At 36.0% G+C, this 19,849-nt stretch carries 14 protein-coding genes and 1 pseudogene; 8 read left to right on the top strand and 7 right to left on the bottom strand.

Annotated features, from left to right (window positions below; genetic code table 11):
- The first annotated feature begins 95 nt into the window (after positions 1 to 95).
- The 7 genes from BQ8014_RS08480 (at position 96) to BQ8014_RS08510 (ending at position 7,425) form a co-directional block, all read left to right on the top strand.
- Positions 96 to 626, top strand: coding sequence for a dihydrofolate reductase family protein (locus tag BQ8014_RS08480; RefSeq protein WP_080903995.1), 531 nt, complete (start codon positions 96 to 98; stop codon positions 624 to 626).
- A 189-nt stretch (positions 627 to 815) separates the two neighbouring features.
- The gene (gene abc-f, locus BQ8014_RS08485) at positions 816 to 2,405 is read left to right on the top strand and encodes a ribosomal protection-like ABC-F family protein (protein WP_080903996.1); all 1,590 of its coding nucleotides are present in this window, start codon (positions 816 to 818) and stop codon (positions 2,403 to 2,405) included.
- Positions 2,406 to 2,415: 10 nt separating this feature from the next.
- Positions 2,416 to 3,486: a radical SAM protein gene (locus BQ8014_RS08490; protein ID WP_080903997.1), complete on the top strand. Its 1,071-nt coding sequence runs from the start codon at positions 2,416 to 2,418 to the stop codon at positions 3,484 to 3,486.
- 198 nt (positions 3,487 to 3,684) lie between these two features.
- Positions 3,685 to 4,530, top strand: coding sequence for an RteC domain-containing protein (locus BQ8014_RS08495; protein ID WP_080903998.1), 846 nt, complete (start codon positions 3,685 to 3,687; stop codon positions 4,528 to 4,530).
- A 254-nt stretch (positions 4,531 to 4,784) separates the two neighbouring features.
- Positions 4,785 to 5,144, top strand: a complete 360-nt coding sequence (locus tag BQ8014_RS08500) for a helix-turn-helix domain-containing protein (RefSeq protein ID WP_080903999.1) — start codon at positions 4,785 to 4,787, stop codon at positions 5,142 to 5,144.
- Positions 5,107 to 7,137 carry a bifunctional DNA primase/helicase gene (locus tag BQ8014_RS08505; protein WP_080904000.1) on the top strand — a complete coding sequence of 677 codons (2,031 nt, stop codon included), beginning with the start codon at positions 5,107 to 5,109 and terminating at the stop codon, positions 7,135 to 7,137. The genes BQ8014_RS08500 and BQ8014_RS08505 overlap by 38 nt, the downstream gene beginning before the upstream one ends.
- 9 nt (positions 7,138 to 7,146) lie before the next feature.
- Complete coding sequence (locus tag BQ8014_RS08510; RefSeq protein WP_080904001.1) at positions 7,147 to 7,425, top strand: helix-turn-helix domain-containing protein; 279 nt, start codon at positions 7,147 to 7,149, stop codon at positions 7,423 to 7,425.
- A gap of 3 nt (positions 7,426 to 7,428) precedes the next feature.
- On the opposite strand, the gene BQ8014_RS08515 is transcribed toward BQ8014_RS08510, so the two are convergent.
- Together BQ8014_RS08515 and BQ8014_RS08520 are read right to left on the bottom strand one after the other, a co-directional pair.
- Entirely contained in the window at positions 7,429 to 8,580 is a 1,152-nt protein-coding gene (locus BQ8014_RS08515) for a hypothetical protein (protein ID WP_080904002.1), read from the bottom strand.
- Between the two features lie 228 nt (positions 8,581 to 8,808).
- Positions 8,809 to 10,292 (bottom strand): annotated as a pseudogene (locus tag BQ8014_RS08520) (DUF3945 domain-containing protein).
- A gap of 304 nt (positions 10,293 to 10,596) precedes the next feature.
- Between BQ8014_RS08520 and BQ8014_RS08525 the strand changes: the two are divergent.
- A complete protein-coding gene (locus BQ8014_RS08525) occupies positions 10,597 to 12,051 on the top strand; it encodes a hypothetical protein (protein WP_080904003.1) in 1,455 nt (484 codons plus the stop codon).
- Between the two features lie 18 nt (positions 12,052 to 12,069).
- Here BQ8014_RS08525 and BQ8014_RS08530 read toward each other — a convergent pair whose 3' ends face one another.
- From BQ8014_RS08530 to mobB, 5 genes are all read right to left on the bottom strand, one after another.
- The gene (locus BQ8014_RS08530) at positions 12,070 to 14,109 is read right to left on the bottom strand and encodes a UvrD-helicase domain-containing protein (protein WP_080904004.1); all 2,040 of its coding nucleotides are present in this window, start codon (positions 14,107 to 14,109) and stop codon (positions 12,070 to 12,072) included.
- 2 nt (positions 14,110 to 14,111) lie between these two features.
- Positions 14,112 to 16,232: an ATP-dependent nuclease gene (locus tag BQ8014_RS08535; RefSeq protein ID WP_080904005.1), complete on the bottom strand. Its 2,121-nt coding sequence runs from the start codon at positions 16,230 to 16,232 to the stop codon at positions 14,112 to 14,114.
- Position 16,233: 1 nt separating this feature from the next.
- A complete protein-coding gene (locus BQ8014_RS08540; RefSeq protein ID WP_080904006.1) occupies positions 16,234 to 16,446 on the bottom strand; it encodes a helix-turn-helix domain-containing protein in 213 nt (70 codons plus the stop codon).
- Positions 16,447 to 16,535: 89 nt separating this feature from the next.
- Positions 16,536 to 18,545, bottom strand: a complete 2,010-nt coding sequence (gene mobC / locus BQ8014_RS08545; protein ID WP_080904007.1) for a conjugal transfer protein MobC — start codon at positions 18,543 to 18,545, stop codon at positions 16,536 to 16,538.
- Positions 18,546 to 18,569: 24 nt separating this feature from the next.
- Positions 18,570 to 19,832, bottom strand: a complete 1,263-nt coding sequence (gene mobB, locus BQ8014_RS08550; RefSeq protein ID WP_080904008.1) for a conjugal transfer protein MobB — start codon at positions 19,830 to 19,832, stop codon at positions 18,570 to 18,572.
- Positions 19,833 to 19,849 lie beyond the last annotated feature (17 nt).

Raw genomic sequence — 19,849 nt, forward strand, 5'->3', positions numbered from 1 at the left:
GGGTATACCAGTACCTCGTGTCGAGACAGCGTGAGTTCCACGCTTTTTCTTTTTAGGTACAGCGAGCAATAGTATAAACATCAAAATCAAGAAACATGGGAAAAATTAAAGTTTACATTGCCGCTTCACTCGATGGATACATAGCCCGACCAGACGGAGATTTAGATTGGCTAACCGAATTCCCAAACCACACAAAACAAGACTATGGGTATAATGAAATGCTTGCTTCTGTAGATGCCGTCATCATGGGAGGAAGAACCTATCATGAATTATCATGCATGGATATTTTATGGCCATACAAGGATAAGAAAACTTTTGTGGTATCTCATAAAGCGATAGATACAAGTGAAAATATAGAGTTTATAACTGACAATATTATCGGACAAATATCTGACATAAAAAATAGAAACAGCAAAGATTGTTGGTTAACTGGTGGTGGAGAATTGATTACCATGTGCTTAAATGCAGGCTTAATTGACGAGATGCAAATCTGTTATATCCCTGTAATTTTAGGTTCAGGCATTCCACTGTTTCCTAATAAACCTAAAGAATCTAATTGGGGGTTGACAGAACATATTGCCTATACTTCCGGCATTATAAAATTGAGTTATAGACTGTTGAGATAATCACATATGTGGCAATTTGAAAAAATGGTTAGGTTTATTCGACTATTATTCATACATTTGCAATCGAATTTAAAAATACTCCGATGAAAATAAACAATTAATAGTTGGTTTAATTAAACCGACACCATAGAGTTCTACATATTTCGGTTTAATCCGATTCCTCTTTGGAATCACTATTAATTGTAACAAATGAGCATTATCATAAGTGATGTTTCTTATCACTATTTCAATCAGCATACATTATTTGAAACTGTAAGTTTTTCTGTTTCAAAAGGCGAGAAAGTATCCCTTATTGGTAATAACGGAGTAGGAAAATCAACCCTGCTAAAGTTATTGGCAGAAGAACTTACGCCATCTTCCGGCAACATCCGAACAGAATCGAAGCCGTACTACGTTCCCCAACAGATAAATATCAAAGAGCAGACTATTGCCGAAGCTCTCGGTGTATCAGAAAAACTAAATGCTCTCAACGCAATCTTTGGAGGAGCTTCTGAACAGGCTTACTATGACATCTTAAATGATGATTGGGAGGTAGAAAACAAATGTCATTCAGCTTTGAAGCTATGGGGATTGCAGGATATGGCTCTTGATTCTTCTATTTCATTATTAAGTGGAGGAGAAAAAACGAAAGTTCTATTGGCCGGATTGGCTCTACATAAGCCGGATATTGTTTTACTAGATGAACCGACCAATCACCTTGACTTTTCGGCTCACAAAAAAATATATGAATACATCACATCTACCAAAGCAGCAGTTGTGGTTGTCAGTCATGATGTCAGTTTATTAAACCTTTTGGATACGACTTACGAGCTATCATCGAAAGGAATCAAGCTATATGGTGGAAATTATGACTTTTACAGGGAGCAAAAAGCGATTGAAGATCGTGCATTAGAGCAGCAGATTGATGCCGAGCAAACAGCACTTCGTGTAGCACGAAAGAAAGCACAAGAAGTTCAAGAGCGTCAGGACAGACGCGCATCGCAAGGCGAACGCAGCAAACAAAAAGGCGGTGTTGCCCGAATCATTATGAATACCCGTGGCAATTTGGCTGAGAATAGTTCTGCAAAATTAAAGGTAAAGCATTCCGGTATCATTGACGATACTCAACAACGTTTGTCCGCATTACGGGAACGACAAAAAAACAGTGCAGAATTAAAAGTCAATTTTGAAAATGCAAAACTACATGACGGAAAGGTTTTGATTACTACCAAAGACCTAAATTTCGGTTACGCTAAAGATAAATTATTGTGGCAATCTCCGATTGATGTCGAAATAAGGAGTGGTGAGAGAATCCATATTCTTGGCAATAACGGAAGTGGTAAAACAACGTTTATCAAGTTGCTCCTTGGAGAACTTTCGCCAACACAAGGCGAAGTCACGAAAAGCAGCTTTTCTTATGTCTATCTCGACCAAGAATATGAGCAAGTCAATCAAGCCCGAACTCTTTTGGAGTTAGCCGAACGATACAATGAACACAACTTAGCAGATCACGAAATAAAACTCCGATTGAATCGGGCATTATTTCCGCAGTCAACATGGGATAAGAGTTGCCAAACATTAAGTGGAGGCGAACGAATGCGTCTCTACTTATGTTGCTTGATGATTTCCAATCATATACCCGATATTTTCATATTGGATGAGCCTACGAACAATCTCGATTTATCGAGTCTATCAATCCTGACTAATACCATCAAAAACTATCGAGGAACAGTATTAATCATTTCTCATGACGAATATTTCATTAATGAAGTTAGTATAACTAAAGCATTAGAACTATAACATAATATATATGAAACAAAAGAAAAATATTGGGGCTAAATTATTGCCTAACCTGCCTCCAGGTTCTATTTTATCGGAGATTCGCAAATTTATGGAAGTGGAAAATGTTCCTCTCTTTAGATTTGTACAACTTGTTACTTCTCTACAACGAGGCACAGAGAAATTTCAAGATGTAAAAGAGTTGCCTGAAAATGTCAGGCAATTACTAGTATCACGATTCGGAGAAACACCTTTGCCCCTTAATCCAGTACTTGTTCAATCAGCAGAACAAGTTGAAAAAGTCCTTTTTGAAACACAGACCAAAGCCTATGTAGAGACCGTTCATTCACGTTATCGTGCAGGATGGTCTTCAGTTTGTATCTCTTCACAAGCCGGATGTAATTTAGGATGTGCTTTTTGTGCAACAGGAGCTACCGGATTTACATGTAATTTAAGTGCAGATGAGATATGTGCGCAAGTAGTACACTCTCTTTGGCAAAAATTGCCCGACAGTATTTCTTTTATGGGTATGGGGGAGGCATTGGCTAACCCTCATTTTTTTGAAGCATTGAACGTTTTGACTAGTGACGGATATGGCAGTTTTTCACCACGAAGAGTTACTGTATCAACAGTTGGTTTTGCGCCAAACCTGCATAGACTTACGACAGAGTACCCACAAGTCAATGTAACTTTATCTGTCCACTCTCCATTTGCAGAGCAACGGATGGAATTAATCCCACTCGAACACCGTTTTTCTTTGAAAGAGAATCTTTCAATACTAAATCAACATACCATCAAAACACATCGTAAAGTTTATCTTGCGTATTTGTTGATTTCGGGAGTAAACGATTCTATTATTCATTTAAAAGCATTGGAGAAATTAGTGAAGTCACAAAAGCGTCCGGAGCTTTTTCATGTAAATGTAATTGCCTACAATAACGCTGTGGGTGCAAAGTCTGACTACAAAGCACCAACAGAGAAAAATATAATTGAGTTTGTTTCGGAATTACGTGTTCGTGGTATTTCTGCGACCCGCAGACAACAATTTGGAGCATCAATAGATGCAGCTTGCGGACAGCTCTACGCTAAGAATTTTTTATAATAAAACCCTAATAAAAGTAGATTTGGATACGACTATCTATCATTGATAACCCTTTCAAGGCAGATGTCTGCTAAAGAGAATTGGTGAATATTGAAATGTTTACCACGGATATCTTATGCCATATTCCAAGAGTTATTTCATGCTATAAAGAGATTTTGTTTTTTGCATGCAAAATCTTATCATTTAAATCTACAGAAAATGATTAGAAAAATAGATAACATATCAAGACGGATTGAGAGCGAAATTCAGTTGAGAGAATTGGATATATCTGATATTATAAGAGATGTGCCACATATTATTCAGATTTTGGAGAAGGGTTTTTTAGAAGTAAAACAATTAGTTTCTAAAAATAAGTTTAATACATATTATGAAGAGATTACATTCTTTAAGGAGATAAAGCCCAGATTGTTTTCAAAATTGATATACTACAAGAAAATACACAATTTAGAATTAAACAAGCCGGTCTGTGGGTATGAAGCAATAAAAGAATATTTTGAACGGGAACAGGAATACATAAACTTATTTCACCACAAAAACAACGATTTTATCCAATATTACCGATTAGGGAAAACTATTCTGGACGAATATTATTTTCTAAGGAATAGACATGAGCCGGGTTTGAATCTGGAGTCTTTTTACTTTGAAAGAGACCCTGATTTTTCTACCAATTATGATTTCAAAGCAGCAAAACTATTAGCCAATGATATGTTGGCAACATATCTGAAATCGGAATTAATAAAGCTGAAACAGAGTGAAGATACTATTAACGGAGCTTTAAGTGTAAATGGCAAATATAGATGGACTGACACAAAGTCTGCTTTGGTAGAGCTAATTTATGCTATTCATGCAGAACAGAGTGTTAATTCTGGTAATATTGACTTAAAGATTTTGTCTTCAATATTTGAGCAAATGTTTAATATTGAGTTGGGTGATATTTATCGAATATTTGTTGAAATCAGGGGGAGAAAAGGAGAACGAACAACTTATTTGAATCGCTTGATACTTGCTCTTAATAAACGAATGAACAATGCGGATAATAAGTGATTTTGATTTAAAACATTAAATAACCCAAGTTGTGTACAGCTTGGGTTATTTATTTAAATAGACAATAAAAGGTATTTTGTAACGGTTGAATTTGATCATACATAATCTTTCTATTTAGCCATAATAAAGATAATTATTTGTTTTTAAGATAGATATAGGAATTAGAAGAAAAATATCACCCAACATGGGTTCGTCTTGTGAAATCCACATTTTAATCCTTCCGATCTTTGCAGAGAATCAATAAACGATAGATTATGGATGTGATAATGATAGAATCAAAAGCATTTAAGGAGCTGGAAGCAAAGATAAATACTATTGCGGATTATATCCTCAATAAACAGGAAGCGGAAAGTATCAACGAAGATGAAATTTGGGTAGATAGTTACGAAGTCTGCACATTCTTAAAAATCAGTGACAAGACATTACAAAGACTTCGGGTAGCAGGAATAATTGCTTATTCCAATATCCGGGGAAGATATTTCTACAAAATCGGAGAAATAAAACGAATGTTGGAAGAGCGACTGATTAGAAGTAATACCGAATGTCTTAATGACTTAGTAACGAACCATAAATTATATGTTAAGGAAAGAAGAAATCTTAGAAAAGACAAGTAATGGATTGAATGTATTTAGACATTACATCCCTTGCCAATGGCGTGTAGGTCGGAATTTCTTCAATCCATTATACGAAGACAAGAAGGCTTCTTGTAATATCTATTTTGACAGAAAAGCAAGCACTTACAAACTGAAAGATTTCGGCAATGACGAATATAGTGGAGATTGTTTCTACTTTGTAAGTAAACTGAAGGGATTGAACTGTAATAATGCCAGCGATTTTGTGGAAATATTAAAAATGATAAACCAAGACTTGTCGTTAGGATTACTGGAAAATGTTGAAAGATCTGTACCGTTCATTCCAGAGCCACCCATTTCAGCTATACCTGAAAATAAATCCAAGCCATACAGTTTTATGGAACAGAAATTTACCCGAAATGAATTGGAGTACTGGCAACAATACGGTATAACTACTGAAATGCTGAAAGCATATAAAGTTTGTTCCATCAAGGAGTTTAAAAGTGAAAACAACGAAGAAAAATCTTACTCAATCGTTTCATCAGCTTTAGAACCCATCTTCGGATACAAAAGCAAACGTTATATCAAATTATATCGGCCATTCTCAAAAATGCGCTTCCTATATGGCGGTGATATTGGTGAAAAATATTGTTTTGGATTGGAACAATTACCCGCCAAAGGAGATACGGTCTTTATCACAGGCGGTGAAAAAGATGTGCTTTCTCTTGCATCACATAGTTTCCATGCAATATGCTTCAATAGCGAAACTGTAAGCGTTCCTACTGAAATTATACACAAGCTAACGTTTCGTTTCAAGCACATCGTCTTGCTTTATGATATGGATAAAACAGGTTTGGAAAGTTCTGCAAAGCATGAAAAGCAATTATCGGGACATGGAATAAAACGACTTTTACTTCCACTTCCAGGAACGAAAGAAGAGAAAGATATATCCGATTATTTCAGGCTGGGAAACATCAGAGAGTCATTCCTTAAACTATTTCTTGATTTATTAGATACTCTATATAGCGATACTATGACCATGTTGAAATCGTGCGAGATAGATTTTAATAATCCTCCGGAAAAGGCTCAGGAAATTATTTCTGCTGGGGATGTACCACTGGGAACACAAGGAAATATTCTTTGCATCACGGGTGGTGAGGGAACAGGGAAAAGCAACTATGTTGCAGCGTTAGTGGCGGGGTCAATCCGACCTGAAAATAGTCAGGTTGATACATTAGGAATCAATGTGTATCCAAACACCCAAAACAAGGCCGTTTTGCTATATGACACAGAACAATCGGAAGTACAGCTATTCAAGAATGTTTCTAATCTTCTAAAACGAGCAAAACGATCTGAAAAGCCGGATGAGTTCAAAGCCTTCTGCTTAACAGGAATGTCCCGCAAAGAACGTCTACAGGCTATCGTTCAAAGCATGGATAAATTTCATTATCAATATGGCGGTATCCGGCTGGTAGTCATTGACGGCATTGCAGATTTGGTGCATTCCGCCAATGACGAAGTGGAAAGCCTTCGCATAGTGGATGAGCTTTATCGGTTAGCCGGAATTTATCAAACCTGTATTATATGCGTTCTTCACTATGTTCCGAACGGATTAAAGCTTCGTGGACACCTGGGGTCTGAACTCCAACGCAAAGCAGCTGCTATCCTTTCCATCGAACTGGATGGCGATGCCACTATCTCAGTAGTCAAAGCCCTGAAAGTAAGGGAAGGCAGTCCGTTAGATGTTCCGTTGATGCTCTTTTCTTGGGACAAGGAAGCTGGAATGCACCTATATCGTGGCGAAAAGCCCCGCGAAGAAAAAGAGAAGCGGAAAGAAAAGGAACTGGTAAGCGTAGCCCGTGAGGTTTTCGATCAGCAAACCTATATAACCTATATAGACCTGTGCGAACAGATACAACAAATTATGGATGTAAAGGAACGCACGGCAAAAAGCTATATACGTTTTATGCGGGAGAAGGAAATAATCATCAAAGACCCTTCAAACCAGAGTTATTTTATCAAAGGTCATATATAATCAGCAACCATGAATATAGATAGAGAAAATTTTGAAGCATGGATGGAACGCATGCTAGACAGATTCGATATGCTGGACAAAAAAATAGAGCGACTCACCACTCAGCGCAATTGTTTGGATGGCGAACAGCTTTTGGATAATCAGGATTTGATGTTTCTTTTGAAAGTCAGTACCCGAACACTCCAACGCTACAGGAAAAAAGGTATTCTTCCTTTTTTCAAATTAGATGATGGCAGGTGCTACTATAAAGCCACCGATGTTCATAAATTAATTCTTGAGAAACTGTAAATATTACGTAAGCCAATCTTTTGAAATTTCAAGTATTGCGTCTAAATCATCACCTGTATTATCGATAATATGCCCTTTTTCCACATAATTAAATTTTAATCCTATTTCATTGAAATCCATTTTATTTTCAGAGAAAGGATGTTCATAGAACCAATAATTAGCAACAGGGATATTATGAGGACATATTTTAGAAACAAAGACACCTGTAAGATTTTTAAGCCGAGCCCCTTTCTTATCTAAAAATACACCATCAATCTGACGTATCCATTTTTCGTCCCTGTCATCTGGATTTGTAGACCACGACCATGCTAATGACCCCCAAATAGCATTATCAACATCAATTTTTCCCGACGTCATAATATCTAATGAGTTCATACATACAATAAATGGCTTATCTAATTTCCCATATCTTTTTGCTTTTTTCTCAATAGAATCTTTGAGGGATTCTTCACCACCACCCCAGAACGTTTCTATTGGATACATTCCTATCGGACGTTTTTTTTCTTTTCTGGCAGATGGTATTACAGGGATAGGTTTTATAATTATGTGAATATCTCCATTATTATATTCAATAACAGGCAATTTATCAACACCTTCTTTATCAATTTCATCACTTAATATGTCTGGGTTGATTTTCTTTAATTCTTTTTCAATATGTGTGATTATTCCTTTTGTACTAGGTTGTTTTTGTGTAAGGATATTGAAAGATTGAATATGTAAAAGGAAATTCTCTGAATTTAATTTATTCAGATTATCGTAAAATTCATTTATTTTTCTCTCAAAAGCTTCCTGTTCCTTTGTCTTGTTTTTAACGACTTTTGCTTCAACGTATATTTCTAAATCATCTTTAAAAATTAAAAAATCAGGTTTTTTAGGTGAAGAACATAAATCAGGATGAATGATAATTTTATAGCCTAATTTGCTAAATAATTCATATAGGAATAGTTCATAAAATTCAGAATCAAAATCTTTTTTGAATCTGCTCTTTAACTCTTTTTTTTCTTCTTTAGGATAACGAGAAAACCAGCCTTCCAAAGCATCTCTTACTTTCGTTATATCAGTTCTCGCACTGATATTATAATAGTCATAAGTATTTTCATTATGCTTTGCAGCTTCTAAATATGTTCTCTCAATAGAATCAAATAAATTACACATATGCTTTGTAAATTAATGCTTTATGTAAAAGTACATATAAAAAATGCCAATACACAGTTTTGAACAAATAAAAAGATAATAGAGATTACGCCACTCTTTTTCCAAAATAAAATAAAAGCACTCAGTGCCCCTGCCGGGTGTTAACCACAAAAAGAATCTCAATAATAGATAACATAAAATCTATTCACAATGGAATTTTCTTTGGTAAAGATACGAAAATTCAGATTATTACATCCTACGGTTCTTTGATCTCTTTGGAGCTTCGGCCTGCTTATACTCTTTGACCTTTTCCTGCTTTTCAACTTGTTTTTCGGTTGGTTGGTTTTGAGCTTTTTTCAAAGGTTCGCCCAGGTTCTTGGTTGCTTCATTGGTTTTGCCTTCGGAATTGACTGCTACCTGTGTTTTGTGTTCGTTGGTTGGGGTTATTTCTTTGGCTTTCTCTTTCGCTTTATCAGGATTGAATTTGTAGAAATCCAGCTTTCCTTTTTCATGGTTTACCTTTACATAGGCATTATATTCCTGACCTTCTTTATCTTTCAACCCTTTCACATAGATGGTTTTATCTGCCCGCAAATCAGCCTGCTGTTTGTCGGATAACTCCACCCCTGCAAGGGATTTGGGAATACGCACCCCTTCGGACTGGTCGTTCCTCTGCTGTTGTCCCTGTTGCTGGATTTGCTTTTGCTCTTTTTCGGAAAAGATAAATTCAAGGCTGCGTTTTTCCGCATTGACCTGAACGAAGGCAGAAAACTGTTTATTCTTGGCGGAAATCATATTTTCAAGGAATACCGCTTTACCTTCCATCAGGACTGCTTTTTGTTTTTCATCCAGCTTAACGCCTTTTATTTCATCAGGAAGTCTGAGGGACGAAGCCTTCATGGATACCAATTCGTTGGTCTGTTTGTCGATGCTGATAAAAGAAGGTACAAGTTCGCCTGTACGGTAGTTTTTTACATCAACAATTCTACCCATATTTCCGGTTTCCCTAAGATTCTTTTTGTCGTCATCGGTAAACTGGTGTCCAAAGAACGGACGGTCAAGTTCCGGCTCTTTACGGATACCATGAATAGCCAATACCACATTCCCTTCACTGTCCGGACGGAACGAAAGCCGGGCATCCGTTTTCATTACCATTGACCCGAAGTTAGCTTCAATCGGAAGGGTAGAAGGCGACTTATATCCCCGCAGCATAGGTTCTAAAGCCTTTGACTTCTCAAACTGTTTTTTTTGTTGATACCCAGACCTTTAAGGTCATCCCAGTTGATTCTGTTAGGGTCGATGAAATATTTGTTCGTATCAGTCTTCTGTTCCTTCACTGTGGATTCTTTTTGATTCTCCACTTTCAGGTCTTTAGGCTCGATACGAATTTTATCAAGCATCTCATCCGCAGCAGGTGTCGGGTTCTTGATATTCTCCTGAATGATTTTTACTGTCCGTTCGGTGTCTTCAGAAGCTACTTTGAAGAAACTGAAACGGGTCGGGTCTTTTAGCTGATTGAAAAAGTTCTTCAAGAAATTTTCAAGTGCGTTACCCTGCTTATCCACTTTCAGGAAATCGTTGTTATGTTCCTGCTTCGGCGGAACGGTTTCCAGTTCCCCGTTTTCATCAATACCCTTTACGGCATTAATCGTTTTCTTTTCCTTGTCAAAGACAAGAAGAATGTCCATCATCTGTTCATCAGAGCCGGACTTGTTTTTTGAATTTACATCCATAACTTTAATTTTTAATGGTGAATAAAAACTTATCGAATTAAAAGTACGGATGAAATAGTTTACATATAGGAACGTGGCGTTAGGTGGCACAGGTTGGCGTTATTTGGCTTATATTAATATTTTCTATCATCTATTTTTAGCTGCAAAAATTAAATTTGTATCTTTACAAACCATTTGTTTTGGACACAAATTATTGTCCATTTGGACATTCATTTTTTGGAAAAACATGATAACTTGCTGAAAATCATTTTTTTAAAAAAAGCGAGAAGCCCTTTTAAGAGTAATTTTATATAAATAGTGTGGTGTGACATATATTGAGGAAATATTAGAAGAAAAAGGACCTATTCTTACCGGAGAATTAATATCCATTCTATCCAAATCAGGAAAGAGTAATGATGCGATACGAAAAAGCTTATCGCGTTTAAAGTCTCCAGTAATGAAATTGAAGGGGCTTTTTGCTGATAATCAAACATTATTCTATTTACAAAAGCAATATGATAAACCTGAATATTATGAAGGACTGATTGAAGCATTCAAAACGTCTGCTAAAAGATATTACGCTATAATTAAGGCTATTGAATATCACAATGGGTACATTGACGAAAATCAGTTAGCATCATATACTTTTAGCCCAACACAAAATTTAAAGGGGCATAAACGATTTTCGGTCATCATAAAAGATTTAATCCAATTCCGCCTATTAGTAAAAGAAGATGGTTTATATAGCTTGCAGAATTGCGAAATAAACATCAACAACAATTTCAGACACCATAAAGGAATTGAATTGGCTAAAAGCATTGTGCTAAATCAATTTAATGATTGGGCAAAAAATATTGGCTTAATCTCCTATTCTTCGGGGAAATTCCATTCTACCTTTTCCAAATTGCAATGGGGATTTGTTGCTCCTTCTTATGTTTCAGGAACGACAAAGTATAGTCAGGCGCAAAAAAAAATAACTCCCAGTTTTGTAGTCGCAGATATACTTTTAGGTAAAAAAATTGGCATTGAAGAAGTATCTTTTTTTATAAGAAAAATAGAAATTATAAAATCTCAAAATGTCCCTAATTTCATTCCATTTCTATTGACAGATGGCTATTTTGAAGAAGACGCTTTTACTCTTCTTAAACAAAAAGGAATAGTTGTCGGATTAATAAATAAATTATTTGGTGAGGAATATTTGGAATTACTAAAGTCCCTAATTAATACAGTCACAAATGCGGGTGCAATATTAAAGGAAAATCCACAAGAGTATGTAAAACTCATTGAAAAACTGAATAAATTAGTTGATGGCAAAACTAATAATTTAAGAGGAGATTTATTTGAATTAGCCGTAGGATATTATCACAGCAATTTATGTCAAAGCATTGAAATAGGGAAACGTATAATGCAAGAGGGAGAACGCAGAGAAATAGATGTATATGCAATTCGGCAAACAGAATTGATAATTGCAGAGTGTAAAGGGTATAAAAGAAAAATAGATTCCAATGAAATTAACGAATGGATAACCCATAAAGTACCAGTAATTTATGACTGGATAAAAGCATGGGTGAATAATGAAAAAGCTATTATTTTTGAATTTTGGTCAACTGGTGGTTTTACTGATGACGCATTAGATTTATTGCGAACAAAATCCTCAAACACAAAAAAATATAAAATTGAGTATTATTCAGAAAAAGAAATTATAGAAAAAGCACGAGAATCAAAATCACAAAAAATTATTGAGATCATGCGTGATTATTTCTCAAATGAGATTTCCTAAAAAAGCGTCTTTTGATAATTAGGCATTCACTATTTCCCACATTCCACCATTACGTATATCAAGTGCATCATCAAACCTGTCTTGATGAATAGCCATACATAAAAAATATTTAGGTTGGCTCATCCCAACATGTGTCATTTTCAAAGTCTCTTTTTTATATACATCTTTTTTTCGAGGTGGAATATAATAGTTTCCTTTTAGCTGTTCCATTATACGCTGACTTTCATGCTCTCCTTGGTATGATGTTTCGAGATACAATGTTGCAATATGTGTTTCCCCCTTCACTGAATGAATTGTGGCGACTTCCACTTCAATTCCATTATTTTCAAAAACATTGTTGTTTTTTACTTCATCATCAGTCGGAATATTTATTGGAGAATCATTTAGAAACTTAGATATGTATTGATTTGTAGAATCAACTTCAAATATTTGGCAGAATTTCGAGGTAACAAATAATTTAATTTCCGCAATTGTCACATCACAAAACCCATCACTATTATGTATGCTTTTCGCCCATCTAGCAATATTGGAGTTGAAAATATTAAATTCTTCAATTGATTTACTTGAAAAATAATCTAATAAGGATGTTTTTGTGAAATTTCTCGAACTTTTGCCATTCGAGTATTTTTTATTTACGGTTGATAATACATGAAGTAAGGCTTCTATGATTTTGTTTGAATAGTCTTTAACCTTTGCCCCATTCTGTTTCCTTAGAAATGACTTGATAGAATCATAATCTACTTTATCTTTCTTCTTTATTTGAGCATTGAAGTTATTATAATAAGATTTAATTGTCAGGTCATTAGCGGCTCTTGTTAGGCTATTAGGGCTACCAACCCAGCCAATAGCTTTAATTTTATGTGAAAAATCACCTGTGGATTTTTTTTCTTCTTGAGCAACATCCCAAATTGTCTTTGAGTCTATTTTATTTATTTGCAGTAATTCACAAAACTTTGGAAGTACATTTAGTGGATTATCAAATACAATAATAGTAGGAAAAAGAGAATTAATGACTGGATTAGCTACAAGCGCATCGTTTTTTTCAAGACACACACTGCGTAAAACTTTAGCGATATTCTCTCCAAATCGCTTGCTCCCGTTTATTTCCAGTGTATTGGAAGGTTTCCACAGCTCTTCTGATTTGATTTTATTGAAAATCGCTTGGTGATGGTCACCAAAACACTGAATAATTGTTTTACTCGAATCAAATATAGAATTAATAATATCTAATTGATGCCTGTCTGTATCCTGCATTTCGTCAATAAAAAGATATTTGAAACGAGAAGATATGGATTCTTTTATTTTAGGATTTTCTATGATATAAGCTGTTGATAGAGTATAGGCATCGTGATAACTGATAGAAGAATAATATTTGTAGACATTTAGAACAATATCTATCATCAGTTTTTTCATCTCATCCTTTTCAGAACTACTCCAATCCGTATATGTTTTCCCTTTTTTAGGTTTCTTGAAGCTAATTATAGAGTTTGTGCTTATATCAATCAGTTGAAATTCAGAATCTTTTATAGATAAACGAACGTTCCTTAAAAGACTATCATTACTCAAAAAAAAGTTCCACATCCTTTTATATAAATCATTCTTAGTGCTTTTTATAGAATTTAACTTCATCCTAAAACTTCTATCTAAGTTCTTTATATAAGAATCATTGGAGATTTGAGACGGTTTTTTTAGATATAAAGAAGAGAAATACGGTATCGCCAAAAATTTATCAACGAAAGACTGTATTGTACCAAAATGATTTGGGTATCTGAACAGCATATCTGCTTTATGTCCCAATTTATTTTTAATTTCATCTATTGCAACATTTGTATGGGTTAGGACACATATGCCTTGATTTTCGGGTAGTGGCATACGATTAGCCAATATTATCAACTTGGCTAAAAGAGTAGTTGTTTTTCCACTTCCGGGGCATGCTTTTACATCACGACTTTCGTTACATTCTATAATGTCTATTTTATCCTGCTCAAAATATGGTTTATTTTTCAAGAGAATAGAATGTGCGGACTGTATTTCTTCCGGTTTAGCGAACTTTGTCATAACTATTCCTGATTTTCAGATTCTGATATTATTGGTTCTGTCACATAACAAATAGCATCTACAATGTACTTTATCTGCAAATCAGACAAAATAGCCTCTTCGATATTTACGCCGAGTTCTTTTTCCATTATTAAAATTTGCGCTAAATATTGTGCGACAATTGCCTTCGAGACAGCACTATTACAAACTGGTTGGAAAACATCAAAAATCTCTTGCTTATCAATTAAAACCTCTGCACTATGTGAACTGTTGATAGCAGCTTTTATAGAATTAAAATCATCATCACTTACGCTGAAATAAGGATTTGATTTTTCAATTTTTGCCAACTCTATGGCTTGGCATAAATATTTATATAATTTACTGGAAGCAATTTCGTACTCTAATGTCCAGTGTTCAGGGAGATATATTTTTACTGGAAATTTATCATTCCACTGACTTTCTATTCGTTCTTTTTTTTCTTTTCTCAATGAAGTTAATAGAGTTTCATTCAATTCCGTTTGTGATTCAGAATCAAATATTTGCACCAACTGCTCTTTAATAGAAAGCTTTCCTTTGGGTTGATTAGGGAATCGAGCAATAGTTTTATTATTTTGTATGAAAGTCTCAAATTCTGTTTTTGTAGAGAAAAATTCAGGAATATTACTATAATTTATATCTTGGGTAATTCCTTTCAATTTATTAATAAAGCCATCATTCACAATAGTTACTGTTGGCACTGAACCTTCATAATATTCAAGGCTTCTTATGTCTAAATCCGATAAAATGGCTACATTAACATCAAACAATGGGATTTCTTTTCTAACAAAAATATTAGCATAACGCTTGAATGCTGTACTGCCAACATTAACTATGGAAATGCCATATTTGTGCAATGGTCGTCCTATAATTTCAGCGATAGTAGGAATAAGTAAATTTTCAGCATCACCTTCAACAATAATAACACCTTTAGCAAAAAACAAATTAGCCTTAGTCGCATCTAAGAAACGCTCCAAGAATCTATAATCTGTCGGTTTTAGAGTGGTATGCTCTTCTCCCATAGGGAATACATGATTATTGTTACACACAATTAGACTGTTCAAATCTATTTTAGAAGCTAATGTAGTACTATGCGTGGTAAGAATAAACTGACCATATTGTTTATTTGTATTAATAAAATCTATAAGTCGCAACTGATATTGAGGATGTAAATGAGCTTCCAATTCTTCAATTAGAGTCAATTTTAAACTTGAATTTGTGTCTTCAAACAGCAACAATTCCGCTGCAATAAAAAGCAAGTTTAGCGACCCCAAACCTGATTTATTTTTTTCCAGAATTAAATCTAATTGTTTCAAAATATCTACAAGGTCACTACCTGTAAGGGTAATGCCTGCCGTTCTTGCATCTTTTCCTAATAAAAACTTCTCACCCAACAACCGATTTATTGTTTCCGTGATTTCTTTTCCTTTTTCTGTTTTCGACAAATCGAAAAAATCATCAATGCTATCTTTTAAAGTGTTGTATTTATCTTCAAGTTCATGCCTTATTTCATTTCCGTGTACATCTTTTGTTCTTTTAAAAATTGAATGTGATTTTAATATTTGTGCTAATCGAGATTTGTTACCATGTGTCATTTCTGAAAGAGCATCCCTCAATGGTTTCAAGTATACAACTCGCATCAGGTCTCGTGCTTCTCCTTCAATATAACTCCCCTCTATATCAACTCCAGCCCGAACATATTGGTATATCGAATTATCTTTTATCCGAGCGTACAACCAAACTTTCAATATATATTCTTTCTGACCATCTCCTTTCTCTTCAAAACCTATCCATTCAAGAAAATGTCCTGCTTCTGTATCAGAGAACCCCCTAAACGTACACTCGATTTTCATTTCTGTGGTGCGTAGATTTGTTACAGGGTTTTGATGAAAGTCTTTTTCTTCCACCTGAATGTATTCTAAGCTTTGAGTTCTTAGAACATATCGTATGGCATCTACAATAGTTGTCTTTCCTGAATCGTTTTCTCCAACAAGGACATTGACACCATCCCTAAATTGAACTTTTAGCCCCGGTTCAGAAGATTCAAAAACTTCTCCATCAATTCCATATTTTCGGAAATTCCAAAGTTTTAATTCATGTAAATACATATCAGTTCTCTTTTTTCTTTGTGGAAACGAGCAATTCTTTCACATCAACATCCAGTGCATTAGCAATTTTCACTAAAGTCTCAAGCGAAGGTTGCATTTCATTAGTACACCAACGGGAAACAGTAGCTTCATTCTTACTAAGAACTTCAGCTAACCATTTCCCGGTTTTATTCTGTTCAGCTAATACTACTTTCAATCTATTAATCTGTTTCATTAATCAAGTTATTGATGTATTCCGCAAATATAATGATTATTAATTAATTCAATGGCATAAATATCTTTTAGTTTTCAACAACTTACAAATTACTCTTCGGATTTCACCAAATACTGCAACTCCGGGTCGTTCTTGATGCGCTCTATTTCATCAATGACAATCTGTTTTACATCCTGCTTTATCCGGTCATAATTAAGTTGGATTTGTTCTTTCATCAAGTCGTTGCCATCCACATCCCGAAAGTCGATAATCTCCGGTATTTTTTCATAGCGGGCAGTTTCACGTTTTACTTTTTCGTTATCCACTACAATTTCAGCGTGGAAAATCTTTTGGTCTATCCGTTCATCGAAATTATCACTCACCGCACCCACAAACATCCCCTGCGTAAGATTGGATATTTTACTGGCAGGTATCAAACTATCCATCTGTGTACTGATTGAGGTTGATTTATCCTGACGGTTGATTGTCATGGACTGGCGCTTCTGTAAAACCTTTCCGAAGCGATCTGATAATGTTTTTGCTGTTTCCCCCACTACCTGCCCGGAAAAGATGTTTCCGACTGTATTTTGGATTACCTTACTTTCCTTATCGCCATAATCCCTCGTTAGCTGGCTGTAATCCTGAAAGCCCAAACAGATTGCTACCTTATTGGAACGGGCAGTCGCTATCAGGTTATCCAATCCACGAAAATAAATAGTCGGCAACTCATCAATAATAACCGAACTTTTAAGCTGTCCCTTCTTGTTAATTAACTTCACTATACGACTATTGTACAGTCCCAAAGCGGCGGAATAAATATTCTGCCTATCGGGATTGTTACCGACACAAAGGATCTTCGGTTCGTCTGGGTTGTTTATATCCAGTGTAAAATCATCACCTGTCATTACCCAGTACAATGCCGGGCTTATCATCCTCGATAGCGGTATCTTAGCCGATGCGATTTGCCCTTGTAACTGATCTTGCGCTCCACCTTGCCACGCATCCATAAATGGACTTAAGTAGTTTTCCAATTCCGGGTAAGAAGTCAAAATAGTAAATGTATCTGCATACTTTTTATTTAGAAATTCAATGGCGTGAGGAAAAGTGCAATATTGTCCGCCTTTGTATATCTTGAGAAACCAAATAATTGCTGCCAGTAGAATAATTGGGGATTCCACAAAGAAGTCGCCCTGCTTCTGAATCCAGCTTCGGTTCAGGTTCAGCATAATGGTGTATGCCGATTCGTAAGCATCCGATATGTCCGTCATAAATGTCGGATTAATAGGGTTACATCGGTGGCTTCGGCGTGGATCGTCAATATTGATAACATAGAATGTGGGCTTTATCTTATAAGCATCCGAATGATTCATCAGGTGGTTGTATGCGATTTCCGATAAGTCCGGGAACTTATAATCATAACAATAGAGCGCAAAACCCTTTTCTATCTGCTGTTTAATGTAACTATTAACCACAGCATAAGATTTACCACTACCGGGAGTTCCCAGCACAATAGTAGCCCGGAATGGGTTTACCACGTTTATCCATCCCTTATGTTGTTTCTTCTTATACCAAAAACGTGATGGAAGATTCACTGAATATTCATTCTCCATCAAGCGGGTTTCCTGCATGAAGCTTTCGTTCTCCAAATTGAAAACATCGTCCATCATGTTGTTTTTGAGTAGCCGGGACATCCATACCCCAGCGACCAATAAACATAAGTACCCGCCAGTCATTGACAGGATATAAAATGTAGCGTTTGCCGAAAGTGGTAATGGCAAATACAGCATCCACCAGTTCAGGAAAAACAGGATAAATCCGGCTATCAGGAAAGCGATAATCTTTCCCCACGTAATCTTTTCATCCTTTACTCCTTTTGTTCCTAAGCAACTCAAGGCAATAAATATCACTGCAAATACCTTCGTTATAAGGATATGGCTGAATAGCCCTGCGGTTCGCTGAAAGTTTAACAGTATTTTATTAAGTACGCCGATATTGATACCCCAGTTTACTATCGACTGGTAACAAAACCAGTAAATGTTGATTACCACAAATAAAATACTGATTGCCCGCATAAAGTCCATGACTTTGGCAAGCCCTCTTAAATCATCTTCATTCTGCATAATTGGTTGCTTTTTAGATTGTTATTACATCTGCCGTCCGTAACGGCGTTTTTTCTTTTTTTTAGGAGTTGGCGGGGTTTTATCATTCCCTGCCGATGAATCGCTGCCATCGGGCAGGATACTGAAAAGGCTTCCGATTATAGATTTCCCGTTTTCAGATTGCCGTTCTGACGGCACGAATGGTTCTGCCGAAGGTATGAATGGTTCTTTTGGAACAGCCTGTTTTGTGTGTCCCTCGTTTGCATGGAATTCTCTAAACAGGTCATTAAATACATTGGCTGAAAATTCCTTTCCTAAACGAGAGCCGTTCAGGACAGCTTTGTTTTCGTGGTCGATAAAGGTTGCACCATATATGCGCCCTTCTGGGTTCTGCCGGAATACGACTTCTATTCCTTTATCTTTCAGGTTCTTTTCAAATTGTTCTTTTGACCCGGAAGCTTTCAACGCTTCGCTTACCCGACCTTTGATATTGGCTTTCAGCTTGCCGTCTTTCCATTTGGTTGCTGCTTGTCCTATCCTGCGTTCCAATGCTTCATAACCGATCCACTTACCCAGCCGGGAAGACTTTATGGGATTACCCAGCTTTTCGCCTTTATCATCGGTTGCGGAATAGACAATACCATTATAAGCCTTGCCCCGGACTTCACCTTTGACTTCTTCCGCACGTACATTATATAATGATAACAGGGTATTAAGTTCTCCGATACTTTGGAATTGGTAAGTATTTACAACGCCTTTAACCGTATTGGAAAGCTGGTGCTTTACATCACCTGCAGCATAATCGAGCTTTTGGAACTGGTAGTGTTCCTGCTGTTGCTTCTTTTCGGCAGGATGCAGACCGTACTTTTCTTCCAGTTCCCTTGTAATGTCTTTGCTCCGGCGGTGTTCAAACTTATCATTCAGTTTTTTGCCATTCTCGTCCACCCGCAGAGATACGATATGTAGGTGATGACGGTCGATGTCTTCATGCTTGTAAACCATGTAAGGTTGATTACCATAGCCCAGCTTCTCCATGTACTCCTGTGCTATTTTCGATAACAGTTCGTCCGAAAGTCTATCGTCCGGATGCGGATTCAGGGATATATGGATAATTGGTTTTTCAGTCTTGATATCTTGAGGTAGCTGCATTTCAAAACTTTCCATGCAACGCTGGATGTTGAAATTTCCGTCTTCACTTTCAAACATCCGGTTGCTGAAAAGCACCTTGCCTTGTTCTTCATCAACCTTATTCTGATTGTACGCCAGCGCACCGAAAAGCGAACTTCCCACATTTATTTTTGCAACCATTTACATAATATTTTCTC

Source organism: Parabacteroides sp. Marseille-P3160, from assembly GCF_900162725.1.
In the GTDB taxonomy this organism is placed as follows: domain Bacteria; phylum Bacteroidota; class Bacteroidia; order Bacteroidales; family Tannerellaceae; genus Marseille-P3160.

Excerpts from the sequence above, each read along its gene's own strand:
- BQ8014_RS08480 (WP_080903995.1), top strand. The coding sequence starts at position 96 with ATGGGAAAAATTAAAGTTTACATTGCCGCTTCACTCGATGGATACATA.
- abc-f (WP_080903996.1), top strand. The coding sequence starts at position 816 with ATGAGCATTATCATAAGTGATGTTTCTTATCACTATTTCAATCAGCAT.
- BQ8014_RS08490 (WP_080903997.1), top strand. The coding sequence starts at position 2,416 with ATGAAACAAAAGAAAAATATTGGGGCTAAATTATTGCCTAACCTGCCT.
- BQ8014_RS08495 (WP_080903998.1), top strand. The coding sequence starts at position 3,685 with ATGATTAGAAAAATAGATAACATATCAAGACGGATTGAGAGCGAAATT.
- BQ8014_RS08500 (WP_080903999.1), top strand. The coding sequence starts at position 4,785 with ATGGATGTGATAATGATAGAATCAAAAGCATTTAAGGAGCTGGAAGCA.
- BQ8014_RS08505 (WP_080904000.1), top strand. The coding sequence starts at position 5,107 with ATGTTAAGGAAAGAAGAAATCTTAGAAAAGACAAGTAATGGATTGAAT.
- BQ8014_RS08510 (WP_080904001.1), top strand. The coding sequence starts at position 7,147 with ATGAATATAGATAGAGAAAATTTTGAAGCATGGATGGAACGCATGCTA.
- BQ8014_RS08515 (WP_080904002.1), bottom strand. The coding sequence starts at position 8,580 with ATGTGTAATTTATTTGATTCTATTGAGAGAACATATTTAGAAGCTGCA.
- BQ8014_RS08530 (WP_080904004.1), bottom strand. The coding sequence starts at position 14,109 with ATGACAAAGTTCGCTAAACCGGAAGAAATACAGTCCGCACATTCTATT.
- BQ8014_RS08535 (WP_080904005.1), bottom strand. The coding sequence starts at position 16,232 with ATGTATTTACATGAATTAAAACTTTGGAATTTCCGAAAATATGGAATT.
- BQ8014_RS08540 (WP_080904006.1), bottom strand. The coding sequence starts at position 16,446 with ATGAAACAGATTAATAGATTGAAAGTAGTATTAGCTGAACAGAATAAA.
- mobC (WP_080904007.1), bottom strand. The coding sequence starts at position 18,545 with ATGCAGAATGAAGATGATTTAAGAGGGCTTGCCAAAGTCATGGACTTT.
- mobB (WP_080904008.1), bottom strand. The coding sequence starts at position 19,832 with ATGGTTGCAAAAATAAATGTGGGAAGTTCGCTTTTCGGTGCGCTGGCG.